Here is a 19,491-nt window from a genome sequence, read left to right as displayed (position 1 = left end):
CGTCGCGCCGCGGCGTGCGATAATGGCCGCGTGCCCGCAAAGAAGAAGATCGCCAACGTCCTGTCCACCCGCTACGCCTCCACCGAGCTCACCAACCTGTGGAGCCCCGAAGCCAAGATCATCATGGAGCGCCAGCTCTGGATCGCGGTCATGAAGGCCCAGAAGGACCTCGGGGTGGACATCCCCGCGGATGCCATCGCCGCTTACGAGAAGGTCATCGACCGGGTCGACCTGGAATCGATCGCCGAGCGAGAGCGCGTCACCCGCCACGACGTGAAGGCCCGCATCGAGGAGTTCAACGCCCTCTCCGGACACGAGCAGATCCACAAGGGCATGACCAGCCGGGACCTGACCGAGAACGTCGAGCAGCTGCAGATCCACCGCTCCCTCGAGCTCGTCCGGGACAAGGCTGTCGCCGTCATCGCACGTCTCGGGGAGCGCGCCGCGGAGTACCAGTCGGTCGTCATGGCCGGACGCTCCCACAACGTCGCCGCCCAGGCCACCACCCTCGGCAAGCGGTTCGCCTCCGCCGCGGACGAGATGCTCGTCGCCGTCGAACGCACCGAGGGGCTGCTCGCCCGCTACCCGCTGCGCGGCATCAAGGGCCCGATGGGAACCGCCCAGGACATGCTCGACCTCATGGGCGGCAACGAGACGAAACTCGCCTCCCTGGAGACCCGGATCGCCGATCACCTCGGCTTCTCCCGGGTGTTCGACTCGGTCGGTCAGGTCTACCCGCGTTCCCTCGACTTCGACGCGGTCTCCGCCCTCGTCCAGCTGGGTGCCGGGCCCTCATCCCTGGCGCACACCATCCGGCTGATGGCCGGTAACGAGACCGTCACCGAGGGCTTCAAGGAGGGGCAGGTCGGTTCCTCCGCCATGCCGCACAAGATGAACGCCCGCTCCTGCGAGCGGGTCGGCGGGCTGCAGATCATCCTCCGCGGCTACCTCACCATGCTCGCGGACCTGTCCGGCCAGCAGTGGAACGAGGGCGACGTGTTCTGTTCCGTCGTCCGCCGGGTCGCGTTGCCCGACGCCTTCTTCGCGCTCGACGGACAGTTCGAGACCTTCCTCACCGTACTCGACGAGTTCGGCGCCTTCCCCGCGATGATCGACCGCGAGCTCGAGCGCTACCTGCCGTTCCTGGCCACCACCCGCATCCTCATGGCCGCCGTCCGCGCGGGCGTCGGCCGGGAGACCGCCCACGAGGTGATCAAGGACAACGCCGTGGCCTGCGCCCTGAACATGCGGGAGAACGGCGGGGAGCAGGATCTGGTCGAGCGTCTCGCCGCGGACGACCGGCTCCCACTCGACCGGGCGCAGCTCACCGAGGCGCTGGCCGACCGGCACGCGTTCATCGGCGCCGCGGAGAGCCAGGTCTCCAGGGTCCTCACCCGGATCCAGGACCTGGTCAACCGGTATCCCGTGGCGGCCGCATACCGTCCGGGCGAGATCCTCTGACAGTCGCCGGGACGCCGGCGCACAGCTGACTGACAGGATCCCGCAAGCACATTCGGGGTTCGACGCGCTAGATTCGTCGGCATGATCGAACTACCCGCCATCCCGCTCACGGGGCCCGTCGCTGTAGCGGTGACCGTTTTCGTCCTCACGGCAGCCGGTGTCCTCGCGGCCGTGGGGGCCCGCAGGTCCGAACTCAGGCGCCGGACCCTGTGGGCGGCCGTCGCGGGCCTCGCGCTCACCGTTTGCTCCTGGCTGATCATCGAACACGTCTGGCGGCCGTTCCCGGACTCGCTGCCCTTCCGGATCTATCTCGCCGGTTCGGTGGCGTTCTTCGTCGTCGCCGCTCTGGTGCTGCAGAAGGGCAGGCGGCTGATTCTGGTCATCCCGGCGGTTCTCGGGGTGGCGGCCACGGCGGCGGTCGTCAACCAGATCTACCAGAGCTATCCCACGCTGCGGTCCCTGGATCCGTCCCCCGTCGCGGTGCAGATGAGCTACCCGGAGTTCCGGGATCTGACCCGGGCCCCGCAGATCAAGGGCCATGACGCCGCCGCACTCGTTACCCTCCCGCTGGATGCGACGGAATCGAAGTTCACGCACCGCGACGCGATCGCCTGGATCCCCCCGGTGTACTTCTCCGACCCCGAAGTGAAGCTTCCGGTCATCGTGCTGCTCGCCGGGAACCCCGGCGCCCCGGACCAGTGGTTCAACGCCGGTGGTGCCAGTGACACCCTCGCGGACTACCAGGCCCGGCACGGCGGCGTCACCCCGATCGTGATCAGCGTGGACGGCACCGGGAGCTTCGGCGCGAATCCGCTGTGCATCAACGGTGAGCGGGGACAGGTCCAGACCTGGCTCGCCGTCGACGTCCCCGCGGGGATCCGGGAGAAACTGCGGGTCGACCCCGACCAGTCCCGGTGGACGATCGGGGGACTGAGCTACGGTGGGACGTGCTCGCTGCAGGTTCTGGTCAACCATCCGGACTCCTACGGCGCCTTCCTCAACTACTCCGGGCAGGCTGAACTCGGCACCGGCAACCACAGGGAGACCGTCGACGAGTACTTCGGCGGCAGCGAACTCTCCTTCATCCGGGCGAACCCCGCGGATCAGCTGGCCGAGGCCATCAGGGAGGGATCCACCGCCTACACCGGGATCGCCGGACGTTTCGTCGCCGGTGAGGACGACCACGAGGCGATAGAGGACCTGAAGATGATGCAGAAGGTGACCAGTGACGCGGGGATGCAGACCGAGTTCCTGACGGTCCACGGAAGCCACGACTACAAGACCTGGCGCAACGCGTTCCGGGAGACCCTCGACTTCGCGGCCCAGCGGGGTGGTCTGAACCGATGACCGGAGTGACACGGGAAACAGAACGACGGAACACGCCACGGACTGTGGGACGCAGTGCCGTACGTGGTGTGTCGACCGGCATCCACTGGGCGGGAGCTCTCCTCGTCGGTGCACCGGTCACCCTCACCGCGCTCGTCATCAACTGGCTGCTGTTCATCATCTGGAGAGGTGACGGCAACGCGTTGGAGGACGCGTTCGGCGCGGCCGCCCCGAGCCTCCACCCCTGGGCGGTACTCACCGCGGGTCTGACCGGACCCACGGTGTCGACCGTGGTCCTCGGCTCACTGGCGCTGGTGTCCCTGGGGCTGCTGGCCGAAAGGCGACTGGGTAGTTACCGGTACGCCATCGCCGCGGTCGTCATCCAGGCGTTCGCGGTGATCGTCGGGCTCACCGCGGCGCAGGCGGTCGTCGCCACCGGTAGTCACTGGGGTGGGATCCTCGACGGCCAGCACACCCTCACGCCGGTGTCCTGGACGTTCGGAACCGCGGCGTTCGCCTCGGCCTGGATGAAGGCTCTCTGGCGGCGCAGGGTCCGGGCCGTCGTCCTCGCTTTCTCCCTGACCCTGTTCCTCTACTCCGGGATCGTCGCGGACTTCGTGCGTCTCGCGGCGGTGATCATCGGGCTGCTCATCGGGCAGTGGCTGGTGGAGCGTTCCCTCCGGTTGGGATCCATCTCCTTCCGCGAGGGCCGGACACTGCTCGCGATCGCGATGCTCGCCGTCGCGGTCGGCCCCCTCGTCGCGGGACTCAACCCCGATTCCGCGGGCCCCTTGTCCGGTGTGGCGGTCCTGACCTTCGATCCGGGCATAAGTCCGCGTCACGCCCTCGAGATCTGCGGTGCCCAGCCGAACTCGATGGCCTGCGCCGAGGCGACGAATGAACTACGGGAGTCGGGGCTCGGTCCGTTCCTGCTCAACCAGCTTCCGGTCATTCTCATGGCCGTCATCGCCCTCGGGATCTCCCGCGGACGGCGGCTCGCGTTCGGGGTCGCCCTGCTCACCCTGTCCGCGACCGTCGTTGTCCTGACCCTCGAGATGCTGGCGCTCTTCGAGGAGTTCGGTGGTGGCGTGTACGCCTGGTCGAGTCTCGCCGGTGTCGTTTTGCCGTGGGTCGTCATCCTCGCACTGCTGGTCCGCTACCGTCGGCTCTTCCGGGTCCGTGTGCACCGGGGTGCCGTGCACGCCCTGATCCGCAGGATCCTGCTGCTCCTCCTCGGTACCGGGATGGCGTGGATCCTGGGTGCCTTCCTCCTCCGGGACGACTTCCTCCCGCGAGCGGAGCTACCGTCGATCCTCCGCTCCTGGCTGTCGCACTACATACCACCGGTGCTCGGCGACAACATCGACCACAATCTCATTCCGGTCGGGGCACTGAGCTGGATGCTGTCAGTCTGGATCGGTGTCATCTTCTGGGCCGGGGTCACCGTCGCGTTGTACGCCGCAATGACCTCCGCGGAGAACCCGGGAGATGTGCGCAGTCGTGCCCGTGCGGCGGAGTTGCTCGGGTCGGGCACCGGCGACCACCTCTCCGCGATGACGATGTGGCCCGGCAACCGGTACTTCCTCACCGATGACGGATACGTGGCCTACCGGGTGCACGCCGACGTGGCGGTCACCGTCGGGGAACCGGTCGTGACGGGGGACACTGACCCGCAGGATCTCGCCCGCCGCTTCGAGGACTTCGCGGCCAGCCGTGGCCGCCGGGTCGCCTGGTACTCGGTCCGCGCCGGGTTCGCGGAGGCCCGTGCTTCCGCGGACTACCAGGCGGTGCAGGTGGCCTCGGAAGCCGTCTGCGACACCACCGCGGTCGAGTTCCGGGGCAAGAAGTTCCAGGACGTCCGCACGGCGCGGAACCGCGCCGGGAAAGAGGGGATCCGGGCGGAGTGGACATCGTGGAATGAACTCACTCCCGGGATCCGGGAGCAGATCATCGAGCTGAGCGAGGAATGGGTCGCGGACAAGGCGCTGCCGGAGATGGGTTTCACCCTCGGTGGCGTCAATGAGATCGTCGCCCCGGATGTCGCACTGATGCTCGCCCTCGACGGGGAGAACCGGGTGCACGGGGTGACGAGCTGGTTGCCGGTGCGTCGCGACGGCGAGGTCGTGGGGCGGATGCTGGACTTCATGCGTCGGGACACCGAGGGGTTCCGACCGGTCGTGGAGTTCCTCATCGCCGAGACCATGCTGCAGGCCCAGTCGGACGGACTCGAGTGGATCTCCCTGTCGGGAGCCCCCCTCGCCCATACGGGGGCGGTGGACACAGGTGGGGTCGCGGCCGTGCTGGACCGCGTCGGCGCGTTCCTGGAGCCCCTCTACGGGTTCAAGTCGCTGGCCGCGTTCAAGTCGAAGTTCCATCCCCGACACGAGTCCTGGTACCTCTGCTACCGCGATGAACTTGCGTTGCCGTCGATCGCGGTCGCGGTCGGACGGTGCTATGTGCCACAGATGGAGGTCAGCCAGGCCGTTCACGTGGCGCGGGTATGGGCACGGGGCTAGACTGTGTCCACATGCGCCCCGAACTCTCCCAGTACAACCACCTCTCAGCGGGAAAGGTCCGCGAGATCTACGAGATCGACGATGACAACCTGCTGATGGTCGTGTCCGACCGCATCTCCGCGTACGACCACATCCTCGAGACGGAGATCCCCGACAAGGGCCGCATCCTGACGGCGATGAGCGTCTGGTTCTTCGACGCCATCGATTTCCCGAACCATCTCGCGGGCCCCATCGACGACGAGCGGATCCCGGAGGAGGTCCTCGGCCGGGCTCTCGTGTGCCGGAAGCTGGAGATGATCCCCTTCGAGTGCGTGGCCCGTGGCTATCTCACCGGCTCGGCGCTGACCGAGTACCAGGAGACCGGGTCGGTCTGCGGGATCGAGCTTCCGGAGGGGCTGCGGGAATCCTCCCGACTCCCGCAGCCGATCTTCACCCCGGCGACCAAGGCCGAACTCGGGGACCACGACGAGAACGTCACCTTCGAGGAGGTGGCCGAGCGTCTCGGTGAGGCCCGTGCGACGGAACTCCGGGACGCGACGCTCGCCATCTACACCCGTGCCGCCGAGCTCGCCCTCGAGCACGACCTGATCCTCGCGGACACCAAGTTCGAGTTCGGTGTCGACGAGGACGGCAGCCTCGTGCTCGCCGACGAGGTGCTGACCCCGGATTCCTCCCGGTACTGGCCCGCGGACGACTACGAGGAGGGCAAGGTCCAGCCCAGTTTCGACAAGCAGTTCGTCCGCAACTGGCTCACGGGCCCGAAGTCCGGGTGGGACAAGTCCTCGAACACACAGCCGCCACCACTGCCCGGTGGTGTCGTCGAGGCCACCCGGGAGCGCTACATCGAGGCGTATGAGCGGGTGTCCGGAGAGAAGTTCGGTAACTGGATCGGATCCTGCGTCTGACCCGGCAGGCAATGCCCGGAGCCCCGCCGGGGACCGTTGAAAACGGCCCCGGCGGGGCTCTTCCCGTCACACCCCCACAATATTGTCTACTACGCCACATTCTCCCTGATTAGTTAAGTCACACCTTCCTTAGGGGAGGCTCAGCTGGTAATAATGATGCGGTACAAAAATTGCCGCCCCGCACCGTCAGAGAGTGGGACGGCAACCGTTTTCTCTCACCAGCAGGAGAACCATGAAGTTGCACATCAAGTCAGCGGGCGCGGCACTGGCCGCAGCAGCCCTCGTCCTCGCCGGATGCGGCGGTGCCGACGATGACGCCGCCAAGGACGGGGCCGCCGGCTCCGCGGACAAGTCCACGGAGTCCTCGTCGGAGAAGGAGAGCACCTCAGCACGTGAGGCGTCAGACGGTGGGATCACCATCACCGACGTCGAGGGACGCACCGTCACCTTCGATTCCCTCCCCGAGCGGATCATTCTCGGTGAGGGCCGGGGCGTGTTCGCCACCGCCATCCTCGACAAGGACGATCCGTTGGACAAGGTTGTCGCCATGGGCTCCGATCTGAAGAGCGGAGCCCCGGGCTACTACGAGAACCTCGTCGAGGCGTACCCCAGGGCCGGCGAGGTCCCGGAGATCGGAAACATCGCCAAGGGTGACGTGACGGTGGAGAATCTCGTGTCCTACCAACCGGATGCCCTCGTGATCACCGCAGACCACTACTCCGCGGCCAAGACCACCGGCATGCTCGACAAGATCGACGCCGCCGGAATCAAGTACATCGTCACCGACTTCCGTCAGCACCCGATGACGAACACCACCGTCTCGGTCACCGCGCTGGGTGAACTGCTCGGCAAGGAGGACGCGGCCACCTCGTTCAACAAGGAGTGGAACTCCGTCGTCGACCGCGTGAAGGAGCGGGTGGCTGAGACGGACTCCCGACCGTCCACGTTCCTCTGGCGCGCCGCAGGTCTGAAGGACTGCTGCGCCACCTTCGGCAAGGCCAACCTCGGTGAGATGATCACCGTCGCCGGTGGCGACAATCTCGCCGACCACATCATCGACACCGAGTCCGGTGACATCACCGCCGAGAAACTCATCGACGAGCAGCCGGAGATCATCATCGCCACCGGCGGCACCTGGTCGAAGCAGAACGACAAGCCTCAGGCGGTCCCCCACGCCGATCTCGGTTACGGCGTCAGCGAGGAGACCTCCCGCGACACGTTGAGGGGTCTGCTGGAGACACCCGGCCTGAGCGAACTCGACGCCCCGGGAGACGGCAGGTTCTACGGCGTCTGGCACCAGTTCTACGATTCTCCCTTCAACTACATCGCACTCGAGCAGTTCGCCAAGTGGATTCACCCGGATAAGTTCGAGGATGTCGACCCCGCAGCGGACTGGGATGACGCGAACAGCAAGTACCTCCCGTTCCCGGCCGACGGCACGTTCTTCATCGGGATCAACTGACCCCGGAACCGTCCGAAAACGTGAATTCCCGGAAAACCGTCACCCCGTCGGGACCGCCTACCGGCGGGGTGCACGCATCCCCGTCCCCGTCAACCGCGCCGGGCGTCGGCGACATCGTCGCCGACCACCGCAGAACCGCCAGATTCCGGTGGTTCGTCATAGCGCTCCTCACCGTGCTCGCCGTCGGTGCATTCATCATCTCCACCATCGTCGGGCCGATAGACCTCAGTGTCCGTGACGTCATTGTCGGCCTGGTCAACCCGGATTCCCTCGACTCGACCGGACGCACCGTCCTCTGGCGACTGCGCCTGCCGATGTCGGTGATGGCCGTTCTCGTCGGTATGGGACTTTCACTCGCAGGTGCCCAGATGCAGACCATCCTGGGGAACCCCCTCGCCGAGCCCTTCACCCTCGGGGTGTCGGCCGCGGCCGCGTTCGGCGGTGCAGCGGCGATCGTCCTCGGTGTCGTCATCATCGATCAACCCCAGTTCAACCTGGCCGCGACGGCGTGGGTGGCCGCCATCGTGGCCACCGGTCTCATCGTCGTGGCCAGCGTGGTCAGGGGGGCGAGTGCCGAGACGATGATCCTTCTCGGTATCGCCCTGGTGTTTCTCTTCCAGGCTCTGCTCGCTCTCATGCAGTACCGCGCCACCACCGAGGCACTCCAGCAGATCGTCTTCTGGACGATGGGGTCCCTGACCCGCGCCACCTGGGCGGGCAACACCATCATGGCTGTCGTGCTGGGCGTCTCCCTCCCGATCTTCGGGGTGCTGTCCTGGCGGTTGACCGCCCTGCGTCTCGGCGATGCGCGGGCGACGGCGATGGGGGTCAACGTCGCCCGGCTCCGTGTGGTCGTGCTCGTCATGGTCTCCCTGATCGCCGCCACCACGGTCGCGTTCTCCGGGGTGATCGGATTCGTCGGTCTCGTCGGTCCGCATGTCGCCCGCACCCTGGTGGGGGAGGATCAGCGCTACTTCATCCCCGCCTCGCTCGCCGCGGGCGCGCTGATGCTCTCGGCGGCGCACGCCGTCAGCCTCATCATCGTTCCGGGAGTGGCCATCCCCATCGGCATCATCACCGCACTCGTGGGTGTCCCGAGCTTCATCGCCATCATCATGTCCCGGAGGAGGTCGATGTGGTGAACGACAACCGTGGCTCCCGCGTTGTTCTCGAACTGTCCGGCCTCACCGTCGGGTACGGGCGCAGACGCGTCATCGAGGATTTCACCGCGACCCCCGTTTCCGGTGGGCATGTCGTCGGGCTCCTCGGTCCGAACGCATCCGGTAAGTCGACGCTGATCAAGTCCATCGCCGGCATCCACGGGACGGTCGGGGGGACCATCCGCGCGCGGGTGGACGGCGTGACACGCGACGGGCGTTCCCTGCGCCGGATCGTCGGCTACGTACCTCAGGACCTGCCTGACACCGCGGCACTGACGGCGTTCGAGACGGTACTGATCGCCGCACGTCGGGCCCGCAGTGTCCGGGGCATCGACATCCCCGCCGTGGAACTGGCGGGTCGGGCGATGACGGAGCTCTCCATCGGAGAGCTCGCCGGCAGATACATCTCCGAACTGTCCGGTGGGCAGCGTCAGCTCACCGCGGTGGCTCAGATGCTCGTCGCACGACCCGACGTGATGCTGCTCGATGAGCCCACGTCCGCGCTCGACCTGCACCGCCAGCTGTTCCTGCTGGAGATGATCAGACGCCTGGCCGCGGAGAGCGGTGCAGTGGTGCTCATGGCCATCCACGACATCAACCTGGCGGCCCGCTTCTGCGGCGAACTGCTGGTGATGAAGGACGGTCGCGTCGTCGCACAGGGGGAGCCCCGCACGGTTCTCACCCCGGAGCTCCTGGCCGAGGTGTACGGCGTGGATGCGGAGATCCTCGACCACGGTGGAGTCCCCGTGGTCGCCCCGGTCGCGGTCTGAGCCCCGGGCCGGCCGATCTCCGGCCCGGGCAGCGAGAGAACGGCACCCACCCCCGGCCGGGAGGTGGGTGCCGTTCTCGTGGTGGCCGCCGCACGGTCGGCGTGCACCGGCGATGGATCAGCCCGCGGTCGTCGTCAGCGGCACATTGAGATCGAACACCGCCACGCCGATGGTCATCACGAGGACCGTGATCAGGACCAGGGCGATGAGGTTCAGCCAGATACCCGTCTTGACCATGTTGTTCATGGACACGTAGCCGGAGCCGTAGGCGATGGCGTTCGGCGGGGTGGCCACGGGCAGCATGAAGGCGGAGGTCGCTGCCAGCGCGACCGGGATGGCCAGGTACATCTGGTTCATGCCCAGTCCGACGGCGACGCCACCGACGACGGGAAGGAATGTGGCCGCGGTCGCGGTGTTGGACGTGAACTCCGTGAGGATCAGGACGATACCGGCGACCACGAGGATCAGCAGGAAGATCGGCAGGCTGTCCAGGTATCCGACACGGGTACCGATCCACTCGGAGAGGCCGGTGCCGGAGAACTGCTTGGACAGCGCCAGTCCACCACCGAAGAGCAGGAGCACGCCCCAGGGCAGCTCGAGGGCGGTGTGCCAGTCGAGCAGCGGTGTGCCCTTCTTCAGGTCCGCGGGGATGATGAACAGCAGGATGCCGACGACCATGGCGATCACGGCGGAGCTGAAGTTGTCCGCGAAGGTCGAGCCCTTGAACAGCAGCGGGATACCGATCCAGGACACCGCGGCGAGAACGAAGATGACTCCGACGAGCTTTTCACCGGTGGACATCGACCCCATGGCCTCGAGCTCCCGGTTCATCATCTCCCGGCCGCCCGGGATGTGGTCGACCTCGGGCTTGAACAGCACCTTCACCAGGACGAACCAGCAGACGAGCATGAGGACGACGGCGAGCGGCACTCCGACGAGCATCCACTCACCGAAACCGATGGGATGTCCCTGATCCGCCATGTAGCCGGCGAGCAGCGTGTTCGGCGGGGTACCGATGATGGTGCCCAGCGAGCCGATGGACGCGGCGTAGGCGATGCCCAGCATCAGGGCGATACCGAAGTTCGTCTTCGGCGGCTCCGCCGGGCCGCCCTCGGAATCGTCCAGGGCGGCGGGATCCTCGCCCAGTTCGCGGCGCTTGTCGGCGTCGAGGCTGTTGTTGATCAGGGTGAGCACGGAGACACCGATGGGCAGCATCATCACGGCGGTCGCGGTGTTGGACACCCACATGGAGAGGAAACCCGTGGCGATCATGAATCCGAGGATGATCGTCGCGGAGGAGGTCCCCATCATCTTGACGATGTGCAGGGAGATGCGCCGGTGCAGATTCCAGCGCTGCATCGCGAGCGCCAGCATGAACCCGCCCATGAACAGGAAGATCACCGAGGATGTGTAGGCGCCGGAGAACTCCTTGATCTGGGCCACGTTGAAGGCCGGGAACAGCACCAGCGGCAGGAGCGCGGTGATCGGGATCGGGATCGCCTCCGTCATCCACCACGCGCCCATCAGGACGGCGATGGCCGCGGTGGAGCGCATCTCGTGGGTGGTGGATTCCTGGGGCATGATCCAGTAGACCAGCGCAGCCAGGACCACACCGGCGATGAGCCCCACCCGCTGCCGGATCACCTCCTTGCGCTCCGCGGGTTCGGCCAGCTGCCCCGGGGACTTCTCGGGTGCGCCGGGACCGATGTCGTGGTGTTCGAACGGGTCGACGTCACCATGTGACTTCGCTGAGAGATAGGGGTGCGACACGATGGACTCGTGGTCGCCGATGTTGTCGATCGGTTTGGACATGGTGCCTCTTTCAACTGTGTGCGTCACAGCGGGTGCCTGCGGGTGGTCGGTGTTCCACTACGACAGCGGAACCGGGCATCCGGACCGGGGCCGTCATCTGGTTCCGGGGGCGCGGTGCAGGTACTCCGTCTGCTTCCGGGGCGAGACGGTGTTCAACCTAAATGTAACGTGAGAGCCTGTTTGACAGGTAACAATCGACTCTGCAGTATGGCTCCGGTCTCTGAGGTGTGGCGAAACCGGTGGTCAGTGCTACCTAAAACTGAAATGTCGGGGGTGGCTAAAGGGGGGTTGATTTTCCTGTGCTTATGCTGTCGATCAGCTGACAAGGGAACGCGGTGTGATCCTCCGCGCCCACTGGTCGGGCGGGCGGAACCGGGCCGGCGTTCGACGGGGTCGGCGGGTAGCATCGGCACAATGGACACCGCAGATTCCGGAGTACGACAAGCCGACGAAACGAACACCGCGCAGCCGCCGCTGGCGGCCCGGCACCCGATCATCCGGGAGCACCACGGTTACCGCCTCGTGGACGACTACGAGTGGCTGCGGGACAAGGAATCGGAGGAGACCCTCGCCCATCTGCGTGCGGAGAACGCCTACACCGACGTGATGACCGCCGATCTGGACGCTCTGCGGGAGAACATCTTCACCGAGATCAAATCCCGTGTGAAGGAGACGGACATGTCCGTCCCCACCCGTTCCGGCGGGTGGTGGTACTTCGGACGGACCGTCGAGGGGTCGAGCTACGGCATCTCCTGCAGGGTTCCCGCGGAACCCGGGGCCGACGCCTGGGTGCCACCGGTCATCCCCGAGGACGGCACGCTCGAAGGGGAGACGGTCATCCTCGACTCCAACGAACTCGCCGAGGGGCACGAGTTCTTCGCCCTCGGGGCGTCGAGTGTGACCCGTTCAGGCCGCTACCTCGCCTACTCGGTGGACACCACCGGCGACGAGCGCTTCACCCTCCGGATCAAGGACCTCCGGACCGGTCAGCTCCTCGACGACCGACTGGAGGGCATCTCCTACGGTGCGACGTGGGTGGGGGAGGACTACATCTTCTATCAGCGTGTCGACGAGGCCTGGCGGCCGGACTCCGTCTGGCGGCACAGGGTGGGTACCCCGATGGAGCATGACGTACGGGTGTTCCACGAGCCGGACGAACGGTTCTGGACCGGCGTCGGGACCTCCCGCAGTGAGAGATTCGTGATCATCAGCACCGGGTCCAAGACCACGAGCGAGACCTGGGTGCTGGACATGGACGACCCGACGGGTGAGTTCCGGTGTCTGCTCCCACGCGAGAACGGAATCGAGTACGACGTCGACCACGCGGTCATCGGGGGTGAGGACCGCTGGCTGGTCACCCACAACGCCGACGGGCCGAACTTCGCGGTCGGGGAGTGCGCCGTCGGTGAATTCACGGACCTGCGCTCGCTGCGCCAGCTGGTGCCGCACCGTGACGACGTCCGGATCGAGGGCGTCGACACCTACCGCGACTTCATCGTCCTGGCCTACCGCGCCGGGGCCATCGGCCGGGTCGCGGTCATGCGGCTGGATGGCGTCGACGGGTACGGCACCTTCGAGGAGATCCGCTTCGACGAGGAACTGAGCAGTGTCGGCGCCGGCGGGCAGCCCGAGTGGGACGCCCCCGTCATCCGGCTCAGCTACACCTCCTTCGTCACCCCGGCGCAGCTGTACAACTACACCGTCGCGACGGGCGAACGGGTGCTGCTGAAGGAACAGGAGGTCCGCGGCGGCTATGACCCGCGGGACTACACGACGACCCGCCTGTGGGTCACGGCCCGCGACGGCGCCCGGATCCCCGTGTCCCTCCTGCACCGCACCGATCTCGACCTGACCCGCCCGAACCCGACGCTGCTCTACGGGTACGGGTCCTATGAATCCTCCATGGACCCCGGCTTCTCGGTGTCGTGGCTGTCGATGCTCGACCGCGGCATGATCACCGCCTTCGCCCACATCCGCGGCGGCGGGGAGATGGGCCGCCTCTGGTACGACAACGGCAAGACGATGTCGAAGAAGAACACCTTCACCGACTTCATCGACGTCGCGGACGACCTCCTGGACCGGCGGGTGACCACCCGCGACCAGCTCGTCGCCCTCGGCGGATCCGCGGGCGGCCTGCTCATGGGGGCGGTCGCGAACATGGGTGGCGACCGGTTCCGGGCCATCGAGGCGGTCGTGCCGTTCGTCGACCCCCTGACGAGCATGCTGATGCCGGAACTGCCGCTCACCGTCACCGAGTGGGAGGAGTGGGGGGACCCGCTGCACGACAAGGCCGCGTACGAGTACATGGCCTCCTACGCCCCCTACGAGAACATCACGGCCGGGCCGTACCCGAACATCCTCGCCGTGGCCTCGCTGAACGACACCCGGGTGCTCTACGTCGAACCGGCGAAGTGGATCGCCAAGCTCCGCGTCACCGCGACGTCGGGCGAGTTCCTGCTCCGCACGGAGATGTCCGCCGGGCACGGCGGGGTCTCCGGCCGCTACGAGCGCTGGCGGCAGACCGCGTTCGAGTACGCGTGGCTGATCAACCAGGCGACGGGCCGCACCGAGTGACCCGCAGTGACGCGTGTCGAGGTCCGTTCATGCCCGGGTGGCGTGAGGGCTTCGGCCCCGCATGGGGGTGATTGAGGGGGTTGGTGGACAGGGGTAGATTCGGACATACCCCCTGAATACAGCGTTTTTGCTGCCGGGCCTGAGCTGGTCGTAGATCGTGCCGGTCGGCCGGTGCCCAACGGGAGTAGGAGATTCGGTTCCGGGGGCGTTGCTCCGGGGTGGTCGTGGGCGTACTGTCACCACATCGCCGGGCGCGCCCCGGCCACGTACCAACCCACCACGGGCCGGAGCCAGCCTCCGGCCCCGCTCATGAATGGACTCCCCATGACGCAATCCGGTTCCCTGCCCGTCGCGCAGGGTCCCACCTCCTCCGGCCCGCGGATCGCCGAGCCGAAGACGAAGAAGGACAGCACCCACTGGCTCTACATCGCGGTCATCGTCGCAGTGGTCGCCGGCATCGCCTTCGGTCTGATCGCCCCCGGGACCGCCGCCGGTTTCAAGGTCGTCGGCACGATGTTCGTGTCCCTGATCAAGATGATGATCTCCCCGGTGATCTTCTGCACCATCGTTCTCGGCATCGGCTCCGTCCGGGCGGCGGCCTCCGTCGGCAAGGCCGGCGGCATCGCGCTCACCTACTTCATCACGATGTCCACCTTCGCCCTCGGCATCGGCCTGCTCGTCGGAAACCTGATCCAGCCCGGTGACGGTCTGAACATCGAGGCCACCCGGGACGCGGGACAGAGCTTCGCGTCCAAGGCCGAGCACGGCGGCGGCACCATCGGCTTCATCCAGTCGATCATCCCCGAGACGATCTTCTCCGCACTGACCTCCGGTTCCGTCCTGCAGACCCTCTTCATCGCCCTCCTCGTCGGCTTCGCCCTCCAGTCCCTCGGGCGCACCGGGGAACCGATCCTCGCCGGCATCGCGCACCTGCAGAAGCTCGTGTTCAAGATGCTGACGATGATCCTCTGGCTCGCCCCGATCGGCGCGTTCGGCGCCATCGCCGGCGTCGTCGGTGCCACCGGCATCGACGCGGTCAAGCAGCTCGCGATCCTCATGATCGCGTTCTACATCACCTGCGTGATCTTCATCTTCGGAGTCCTCGGCGCCGTGCTCCGCGTCTTCGGCGGCTTCAGCATCTTCAAGCTGGCGAAGTACCTGGCCCGCGAGTACCTGCTCATCGTCGCGACGTCGTCCTCCGAGTCCGCCCTGCCGAACCTCATGCGCAAGATGGAGCACATCGGCGTCGAGAAGCCCACCGTCGGCATCGTCGTCCCCACCGGCTACTCCTTCAACCTCGACGGCACGGCGATCTACCTCACGATGGCGTCGATCTTCATCTCCGACGCGATGAACAAGCCGCTCGCCATGGGTGAGCAGATCAGCCTGCTCGTCTTCATGATCATCGCGTCCAAGGGCGCCGCGGGCGTCTCCGGTGCGGGTATCGCCACCCTCGCGGCCGGCCTCCAGTCCCACCGCCCCGAGCTCCTCGACGGTGTCGGCATCATCGTCGGCATCGACCGGTTCATGTCCGAGGCCCGCGCGCTGACCAACTTCTCCGGCAACGCCGTGGCCACCCTGCTGGTCGGCCGCTGGACCGGGACGATCGACAGTCAGCGCGTCCACGACGTCCTCGACGGGAAGATCCCCTACATCGAGTCCGAGGTGGACGACACCGTCGACCTGAAGAACCCGACCGTGGTCAACCCCGCCACGGAGCGGCTCCAGCCCACCCCGCAGGTGGACCTGGACGCCTACCGGAGCCACTAGACTCGGACGGTATGAGTTCCCTCCACGACATTCCCGTGACCACCCTCGACGGCCGTGACACCACCATGGCCGACTGGGCGGGCCACGTCCTGCTCATCGTCAACACCGCCAGCGAGTGCGGTCTGACCGGACAGTACGAGGGGCTGCAGGACATCTACGACGAATTCCGCATGCGCGGCTTCTTCGTCATCGGTGTCCCCTGCAACCAGTTCGGCGCGCAGGAACCGGGCGACGCCGGAGAGATCGCCGAGTTCTGCTCCTCGATGTACGGCGTGTCCTTCCCGCTGCTCGCCAAGACGGACGTCAACGGGGAGAACGAGCACCCCCTCTACACCTTCCTCAAGAAGGAGACCGGTGGGGAGGACATCTCGTGGAACTTCGAGAAGTTCGTCGTCGATGAGGCGGGGGAGGTCCTCGGGCGCTTCGATCCCCGCACCGATCCGGAGGACGACGAGATCGTCGAACTGATCGAGGCGAACCTCCCGATCTGACCGCGGGGCCCCGGGCGGGGTGCGGACACCGTCGCCGCACGCCCGCTACCTCCGCCCCGCACCCACCCCCGTGCGGTGTCCCCGACCCGGCCGTTCGGTGAAAACCCGGTGAAATGCCGCGGACGTTCCGGTGACATGGCCCGGCGGATGGGTCTGAACCGCACAAACACCGCCGGTCCCGTTTTCCGGAAATTGATACCGTGCTGCGGTGACCCCGGGCGGACCAGTTCCCCGGGGGCCGCCACCCACCGGACCAGCCCAGGGGACCCGAGAATGCCGCACGCCGCACGCCCTTCGCACAGTCGAGCCGAGATCCGTGGTCTCGACCGCCGAGCCTTCCTCCGGAGCACCGCCCTCGCCGGCGCGGCACTCGCGGGAACCCGCATCGCGTCCACGATGCCGGTCGCCTACGCCGACCCGGCGGCCCCGGACAGCTCCGCCTTCCCGCACTCCGTCGCGTCCGGTGACCCGCTCCCGGACGCCGTCATCATCTGGACCCGCGTCACCCCCACACCCGAGGCGACCCCCGGATCCGGACTCGGCGACACCACCGCCGTGAGGTGGGAGGTGGCCCTCGACCCCGGGTTCAGCCGCATCGTCCGCAGCGGCAGCGAACACACGAGCGCCGCATTCGACCACACGGTGAAGGTTGACGTCACCGGACTGGCCCCCGCGACGACGTACTTCTACCGCTTCACGGTCCTCGACGGCCCCGCCACCGGTTCCGTGTCCCGGACGGGACGCACACGGACCGCGCCGGGACGCTTCGACCGCACCGCCAACGTCCGTTTCGGTGTCACCAGCTGCGCCAACTACGAGGCCGGGTTCTTCCTCGGCTACCGCGACATGGCCGCGCGTGAGGACATCGAGTTCGTGCTGCACCTCGGCGACTACACCTACGAGTACGAGACCGGTGGCTACACCGGGGCGTACGGGACCGTCGTCCGACCCGTCCAGCCGCCGAACCGGACGGTCAGTCTCACGGACTACCGGGTCCGGCAGGGCTGCTACCACCGGGACCCGCACCTCGCCGACCTGCACGCCGCGAAACCGATGGTCTGCATCTGGGACGACCACGAGTTCGCCGACAACACCTGGCGAGAGGGGGCGACGGGGGACAACGGGTGGTCCGGAGCCGAGTTCGCGGAACTCAAGTCCGCCGCCACCCGCGCCTACTTCGAGTGGATGCCCGTGCGCACCCAGGGAGCCGCGGACGACCGCCATCTCTACCGCACCCTGCGGTGGGGCAGTCTCATGGAGCTGATCATCCCGGATCTGCGCAGCTACCGGGACGTCCAGGTCGAACAGGGGTTGGCGAACGTCACCGACCCGGATTTCCTCCGTGCGGTCGGACACGACTCCCGTTCCATGCTCGGGCAGACCCAGTTCGACTGGCTCACCGACGCCGTGACCACATCGACCGCCCAGTGGCAGATGATCGGCAACGAGGTGATGTTCGCTCCCCTGACCATCCCCGACACCCTCGACCCCGTCATCCACGACTGGCTGGTCAAACAACTCGGGGTCCCGCCGGGCGGACTCGCGGTGAACACGGACCAGTGGGACGGCTACATGGCGGAACGTCAGCGCCTCATCGAGGCCATCGTCGGCGCCGGGCGGACCGACGTGCTGTTCCTCACCGGCGACATCCACACCTCGTGGGCCGCCGACATCCCCCGCGACGCCTTCTCCTACCGCCGGATGCGCGGCGGGGAGGTCGCGGCGACCGAATTCGTCGCCCCGTCGATCACGGGTGCCTCCGTCTTCGACACCGTCACGAAGGACCGCATGTACGAGGGTGTCACGGCTCCCGCGATGGAGCCCGCGCAGCGGACCCTGAGGGATCTCGATCCCTGGTTCAAGTGGATCGACCTGCGCTACCACGGCTACCTCTGCGTCGACGTCACGCCCGAGCGCACCCAGGCCGACTGGTTCCACACCGCCACGGTCCTCGATCCCGATGCCCCCTCCTACTGGGCGCAGAGCTACGCCACCGCGGCGGGACACCCCGGGGCCTACCGGGTGGACGCCCCCGTCGACGTGGTCCGCTCGGCGTTCGGGTGACAAGGGGGCAACCGCGGTCGAAACACCGGTGACCGCAGGGGGCTGCCGATGTAGTGTTTTCCGCAGAGGAACCTTCATGTCCCCGGTCCCGGGGACGTGTCGTCACGGTGCGGCCCCTGCATCTTCCCGGATTGAGGGATTCCCATGAGCGACAGTACCCCTGAACTGCAGTGGATGGACGCCGACGGCTACCAGCTGGCTCTGGACGGCGGGGAGATCCGCTGCCGGAACGCCCGCGGGAAACCGCTGAAGACAATCCCCGCCAAGGCGCGGAAGACCGAGGCGTTCGACACACTCAGCGCGACCCGCGAGCTGCTCGTCCGGCACGAGGAGAGATGCCGGTCCACGGTCCTCGGCTGGTTCCTGAACGGCGGGGAGGTCCCCCTCGCCCTGATCGCGGCCGTCTGGGAGGACAACGCCTGGCGCCACTGGCTGAGCGATCTCCTCATCCACTCCGGCACCGTCACCGGTCTGCTGCACGACGTCGATGACCGCGGGCTGCACCTGATCGGTCGGGACGGCGGGACCGTCACCCTGGCCGTCACCGGCACCGGGACGCTGAACTTCCCGCACCCCGCCGAGACACCCGGAATCGCCGCCTGGCGCGAGCTCGCCGTCGGGTCGGGGATCCACCAGAACACCGAACAGCTGTTCCGCGAGATCCACCCCAGGCCCGGGGATGGGGAGACGCTGCGGGCCTCCCTCGGGGCCTACGCGGACGGCAGCTACGGGGAAACCTCCGAGCTCCTCGAACGCGCCCGGGAGGCCGGGTTCGTGGCCGGTCTCGACGGTGTCCGCGTCACGGTACGGGAAGCGGACGAACTGACCACCGCGGTCCTCGAGTTCCGGACCGACGGTCCCGATGACGGCGCGGACCTCGACCACCTGTACTGCGAACGTGATGGACGGGTGATCAGCCCGGAGTACGTCGGACCGGTCGCCTACTCCGAGGCGATCCGCATGGCGGAGTACATCCACGCCGGCAGCACCCCGGAAACCGAATCGGACGGATGGTAGGGCCATGACCGACAGAGAAGCGATGTCCACCCCGCACGCCATCGCCCCGGAGCTCAGCCGTGGTGCGATCCTGCCACCGGAAGCGGATCCGCCCGTCGACGCCCGGTCGGTCCCCCTGGTGGCCGCGACCTACGCCTCGCCCGCCCGGACCATCGTGCGGCTC

The 19,491-nt window shown here is 67.3% G+C and carries 13 protein-coding genes; 12 read left to right on the top strand and 1 reads right to left on the bottom strand.

What is annotated here, in order from left to right; all coding sequences use genetic code 11:
* Positions 1–30 precede the first annotated feature (30 nt).
* From purB to JIM95_RS09825, 7 genes are all read left to right on the top strand, one after another.
* Positions 31–1,461 (top strand): adenylosuccinate lyase, encoded by a 1,431-nt coding sequence (gene purB, locus JIM95_RS09855; protein WP_200256662.1) that lies wholly within the window; start codon positions 31–33, stop codon positions 1,459–1,461.
* An 81-nt stretch (positions 1,462–1,542) separates the two neighbouring features.
* The gene (locus JIM95_RS09850; RefSeq protein WP_200256664.1) at positions 1,543–2,808 is read left to right on the top strand and encodes an alpha/beta hydrolase; all 1,266 of its coding nucleotides are present in this window, start codon (positions 1,543–1,545) and stop codon (positions 2,806–2,808) included.
* A 68-nt stretch (positions 2,809–2,876) separates the two neighbouring features.
* A complete protein-coding gene (locus JIM95_RS11520) occupies positions 2,877–5,303 on the top strand; it encodes a bifunctional lysylphosphatidylglycerol flippase/synthetase MprF (RefSeq protein ID WP_200256666.1) in 2,427 nt (808 codons plus the stop codon).
* Between the two features lie 11 nt (positions 5,304–5,314).
* Positions 5,315–6,208, top strand: a complete 894-nt coding sequence (locus JIM95_RS09840) for a phosphoribosylaminoimidazolesuccinocarboxamide synthase (protein ID WP_200256668.1) — start codon at positions 5,315–5,317, stop codon at positions 6,206–6,208.
* Between the two features lie 232 nt (positions 6,209–6,440).
* Entirely contained in the window at positions 6,441–7,670 is a 1,230-nt protein-coding gene (locus tag JIM95_RS09835) for an ABC transporter substrate-binding protein (protein WP_200256670.1), read from the top strand.
* Between the two features lie 158 nt (positions 7,671–7,828).
* Positions 7,829–8,812 (top strand): FecCD family ABC transporter permease, encoded by a 984-nt coding sequence (locus JIM95_RS09830; RefSeq protein ID WP_370625842.1) that lies wholly within the window; start codon positions 7,829–7,831, stop codon positions 8,810–8,812.
* Complete coding sequence (locus tag JIM95_RS09825; RefSeq protein ID WP_410170781.1) at positions 8,806–9,600, top strand: ABC transporter ATP-binding protein; 795 nt, start codon at positions 8,806–8,808, stop codon at positions 9,598–9,600. Before JIM95_RS09830 ends, JIM95_RS09825 begins: the two co-directional genes overlap by 7 nt.
* Positions 9,601–9,717: 117 nt before the next feature.
* On the opposite strand, the gene JIM95_RS09820 is transcribed toward JIM95_RS09825, so the two are convergent.
* Positions 9,718–11,412: an SLC13 family permease gene (locus JIM95_RS09820; RefSeq protein WP_200256680.1), complete on the bottom strand. Its 1,695-nt coding sequence runs from the start codon at positions 11,410–11,412 to the stop codon at positions 9,718–9,720.
* Positions 11,413–11,826: 414 nt separating this feature from the next.
* Here JIM95_RS09820 and JIM95_RS09815 point away from each other — a divergent pair, with 414 nt between their 5' ends.
* From JIM95_RS09815 to JIM95_RS09795, 5 genes are all read left to right on the top strand, one after another.
* Positions 11,827–13,986 carry a S9 family peptidase gene (locus JIM95_RS09815; RefSeq protein ID WP_200256681.1) on the top strand — a complete coding sequence of 720 codons (2,160 nt, stop codon included), beginning with the start codon at positions 11,827–11,829 and terminating at the stop codon, positions 13,984–13,986.
* Positions 13,987–14,310: 324 nt separating this feature from the next.
* Positions 14,311–15,756, top strand: a complete 1,446-nt coding sequence (locus JIM95_RS09810; protein ID WP_200256682.1) for a cation:dicarboxylate symporter family transporter — start codon at positions 14,311–14,313, stop codon at positions 15,754–15,756.
* A gap of 11 nt (positions 15,757–15,767) precedes the next feature.
* Entirely contained in the window at positions 15,768–16,247 is a 480-nt protein-coding gene (locus tag JIM95_RS09805) for a glutathione peroxidase (RefSeq protein WP_200256683.1), read from the top strand.
* A 273-nt stretch (positions 16,248–16,520) separates the two neighbouring features.
* On the top strand, positions 16,521–18,311 hold the full coding sequence (locus JIM95_RS09800; protein ID WP_200256685.1) for an alkaline phosphatase D family protein: 1,791 nt from the start codon (positions 16,521–16,523) through the stop codon (positions 18,309–18,311).
* Positions 18,312–18,455: 144 nt separating this feature from the next.
* Entirely contained in the window at positions 18,456–19,328 is an 873-nt protein-coding gene (locus JIM95_RS09795; protein ID WP_200256686.1) for a DUF4132 domain-containing protein, read from the top strand.
* Positions 19,329–19,491: the final 163 nt, after the last annotated feature.

The sequence above is a fragment of the Corynebacterium antarcticum genome, assembly GCF_016595285.2.
GTDB lineage: Bacteria > Actinomycetota > Actinomycetes > Mycobacteriales > Mycobacteriaceae > Corynebacterium > Corynebacterium antarcticum.
The sequence above is the reverse complement of the archived record's forward strand: the minus strand, read 5'-3'. Positions and strand labels throughout refer to the sequence as shown.